Raw genomic sequence first — 4,108 nt, 5'->3', positions numbered from 1 at the left:
GCTGGGTCACCGATACGCTGGCGTTCAAGCCTTATCCTTGCGGGACGATGGCGCAGCCCTACATCGATTGCGCCCGGCGGCTGGCCGCGCGCGGCGTTGCCGCCGAAGACGTCGAGGAAATCGTCTGCGAGGTGGCGGAGGGCACCGTCCATCGATTGTGGGAGCCACTGGCCGACAAACAGCGCCCGCGCAACGGTTATGCCGCCAAGTTCGCCGTGCCGTATCTCTTGGCGACCGGTTTTGTCAAAGGCGGCGTTGGGCTCGGCGCATTTACCGAGGCAGCGATCGGTGACGCCAAAGTGCTCGCGCTGGCGGCCAAAGTAAAATTCGTGATCGACCCGGATAATCCCTACCCGAACAACTATACCGGTCATGTCCGCGCAACCCTGAAGGACGGCAGCGTCGTCGAGGAACGCCAGCCCTATTTGCGCGGCGGCGCCCAGGAGCCGCTGACGCGCCAGGACGTGACCGACAAATTCGCGCTCAATGTCGCGCATGGCGGCTGGAGCAAGGCGCAGGGCGATACGGCGTTGAAACTGCTGGCCGGACTATATGACGGGAAGATCGATTTAACGTCGTTACGTGCATAGCCACTATCGTCATGCCCCGCGAAAGGGGGCATCCAGTAATCGCTATACGATGGGTGAATCGCGGACGTCGGTGTTTACTGGATCGTCCGCCTTCGCGGACGATGACGGGCAGGGGAGCAGGATGTGAGCGGAAGCAACGAACTCGAGGGCAAGGTCGCCATCGTCACCGGCGCGGGGCGTAATATCGGCCGGGCGATCGCGCTGGCTTTGGCTGACGGCGGCGCCTCCATACTGGTCAATGCGCGCAGCAACCGCGCCGAGGCGGACGCCGTGGCGCGCGAGATCGAGGCCGCGGGCCACAAGGCGGTGGTGCATATCGGCGATGTCGCCGACGCAGGCCAGGTGCAGGCGATGGTGGATAGGGCGGTCAGCCATTTCGGCCGGCTCGATATTCTCGTCAACAACGCGGCACTGCGCCGGGAGAAGCCGTTCGCCGAGATGAGCTACGCCGAGTGGCGCGAGGTCATGAACGTCACTCTCGACGGCGCATTTCATTGCGTGAAGGCCTGCCTTCCGCACCTGAAGAAGAGCGGCGCGGGAACCATCGTCAATATCGGCGGCCTGAGCGCCCATACCGGCGCCCGGGACCGCGCCCATGTAGTGACCGCCAAGGCCGGGATCGTCGGCTTCACCCGGGCGCTGGCCCATGACCTCGCTTCGGATGGCATCACCGTCAATTGCGTGGTTCCGGGCCTGATCGGCACGCCGCGCCCGAAGAACACGCCGGAGCCCGCGCATCATCTGATCCATCAGACCATCACCGGCGAGCGCGGCCGCCCCGAGGACGTCGCGGCGGCGGTGCGGTTCCTGTGCGGGCCCGCCGCCCGCTACATCAACGGGCAGGCGATCCACAGCAATGGCGGGGCCTATCTCGGCGCATAATGCATGGCTCGCTGGCTATTTACGCACCCGGATGCCGGATAATTACGCTGGCCCAGCCGGCTTTTGATGTTAACCATTAGGCCGTGAACCAGCACGCCAAGATCGATATCCGGCATTCCACCTGTCCGCACGATTGTCCGTCGGCCTGCGCGCTGGATGTCGAGGTGATCGACAACACCAGCATCGGCCGGGTGCGCGGTTCCAAGCTGCAAACCTATACCGCGGGTGTGATCTGCGCCAAGGTCGCGCGCTACGCCGAGCGCATTCACCATCCGGATCGGCTGACCTATCCGATGTTCCGCGTCGGCCCGAAGGGCTCGGGCAAGTTTGCGCGGATCACCTGGGACGACGCGCTGGACGAGATCGCGGGACGGTTCAACGCGGCCGAGCGCGAGTTCGGCGCCCAATCGGTGTGGCCCTATTACTATGCCGGCACCATGGGGCTCGTGATGCGCGACGGCATCAACCGTCTCGCCCATGTGAAGAAATATTCCCGCTTCTACTCCACGATCTGCTCGACCATCGCGCGGGTGGGATTTGCCGCCGGCACCGGCAAGGTCGCCGGCGTCGATCCGCGCGAGATGGGCGTCTCCGACCTGGTCGTGATCTGGGGCACCAACCCGGTGAACACCCAGGTCAACGTGATGACGCATGCGATGCGCGCCCGAAAGGAGCGCGGCGCCAGGATCGCAGCCGTCGATGTCTACAACAACGACACCATGAAGCAGGCCGACATCAAGATCATCCTGCGGCCGGGCACCGACGGCGCGTTCGCCTGCGGCGTCATGCATGTGCTGTTCCGCGAAGGCTTTGCCGACCGCGACTATCTCGCGCGCTACACCGACTGTCCGGCCGAGTTCGAGGCGCATCTTCAAACCCGCACGCCGGAATGGGCGTCGGCGATCACCGGCGTGCCGGTCGCGGAGATCGAAGCCTTTGCCCGCGCGGTCGGCGGGACGAAGCGCACGTTCTTCCGGCTCGGCTATGGTTTTACCCGCAGCCGTAACGGCGCGGCGCAGATGCACGCCGCGCTGTGCATTCCGGCCGTGACCGGCGCCTGGCAGTACGAGGGCGGCGGCGCGTTCTTCAACAATTACGCGATCTGGAAATTCGACGAATCCCTGATCGAGGGCCATGACGCGATCGATCCCAGGACGCGGCAGCTCGACCAATCCAAGATCGGGCGCATCCTGACCGGTGACGCGGCGGCGCTGAAGGACGGGCCGCCGGTCAAGGCGATGCTGATTCAGAATACCAATCCGATGACCGTGGCGCCGGAGCAGGCCCTGGTGCGCCAGGGCTTTGCGCGCCCCGACCTGTTCGTGGCGGTGCATGAGCAGTTCATGACCGAGACCGCGCAGATGGCCGACGTCGTTCTGCCGGCCACGATGTTCATGGAGCACAACGATCTCTATTACGGCGGCGGCCACCAGCACATTTCGGTCGGCGCCAGGCTGATCGAGCCGCCCGGCGAATGCCGCTCCAACCACGAGGTGCTGCGCGGGCTCGCAAGGCGCCTCAAGGCCGCGCATCCCGCGTTCGAAATGTCGCCGCGCGAGTTGATCGACGCCACGCTTCGAAGGAGCGGACATGGCGGCATCGCCGAGCTGGAGGCCGATCTGTGGCGCGATCTGCAGCCGGATTTCCGCACCTCGCATTATCTCGACGGCTTCGCGCATGCCGACGGCAAATTCCATTTCAAGGCCGACTGGGCCCATGTGCCGCTCGGCAATGCCGGCTTGATGGGCGCGTGGGACACGATGCCCTCGCTGCCCGATCACTGGACGGCGATCGAGGAGGCGGATGAGGCCCATCCGTTCCGGCTTGCCACCAGCCCGTCGCGCAGCTTCCTCAACACCACCTTCAACGAGACGCCTTCATCGCAGGCGCGCGAGGGCGCGCCGAGCGTGATGATGCATCCCGACGATGCCGCTTCGCTCGATATCGCCGACGGCGACGCCGTCACGCTTGGCAACCTGCGCGGCGAGACCACGCTGACCGCCAAATTGTTCGATGGCGTGCGCCGCGGTGTGCTGATCGCGGAATCGGTGCATCCGAACAAGGCGCATATCGGCGGCCGCGGCATCAATATGCTCACCGGCGCCGAGTCCGTAGCCCCCTTCGGCGGCGCCGCATTCCACGACAACAAGGTCTGGGCGAAGAAGGCCGCGCCGGCGGCGATTCCGATACCCTAGAAACCGATTCCCACTGTTGCCGATCATGCTCTATTGTCCGAGTCGTCATTGCACTATGAATTGCTTCGCTGCGCTCGCAATGACGGTAAAGAGGCGAGCAGGACCATGATCAACAACAGCGTCATTCTTGAAAAGCGCGGACAGGCGCTCTGGATCACCATCAACCGGCCGGAGAAGCGCAACGCCATCAATGGCGAGGTCATCGCCGGCATCGCCCTTGGCTATCGCACCGCCCACGACGACAAAGACGTGCGCGTGATCGTGCTGACCGGGGCGGGCGACAAGGCGTTTTGTGCCGGCGCCGATTTGCAGAACACCGGCGGCGCCTTCGCGCGCGATTTTGCCAAGCCGAATGTCGACTACGCCGACCTGCTAAGGCTGTCGCAGAACGCCACCAAGCCGGCGATCGCGCGGGTCGGCGGCGTCTGCATGGCCGGCGGC

At 65.0% G+C, this 4,108-nt stretch carries 3 protein-coding genes and 1 pseudogene; all 4 read left to right on the top strand.

Annotated features, from left to right (window positions below):
- Positions 1–590 (top strand): annotated as a pseudogene (locus E8A46_RS16135) (MmgE/PrpD family protein); the annotation flags it as partial.
- Between the two features lie 123 nt (positions 591–713).
- Positions 714–1,472, top strand: a complete 759-nt coding sequence (locus E8A46_RS16130; RefSeq protein ID WP_291562555.1) for a 3-oxoacyl-ACP reductase family protein — start codon at positions 714–716, stop codon at positions 1,470–1,472.
- A gap of 83 nt (positions 1,473–1,555) precedes the next feature.
- Positions 1,556–3,667, top strand: coding sequence for a molybdopterin oxidoreductase family protein (locus E8A46_RS16125; RefSeq protein WP_291562552.1), 2,112 nt, complete (start codon positions 1,556–1,558; stop codon positions 3,665–3,667).
- A 105-nt stretch (positions 3,668–3,772) separates the two neighbouring features.
- On the top strand, positions 3,773–4,108 hold a 336-nt coding region (locus E8A46_RS16120), incomplete at its 3' end, for an enoyl-CoA hydratase-related protein (protein WP_291562549.1).

The sequence above is a fragment of the Bradyrhizobium sp. genome, from assembly GCF_004799445.1.
Lineage (GTDB): Bacteria > Pseudomonadota > Alphaproteobacteria > Rhizobiales > Xanthobacteraceae > Bradyrhizobium.
This window is presented reverse-complemented; position numbering and strand designations above follow the sequence as displayed.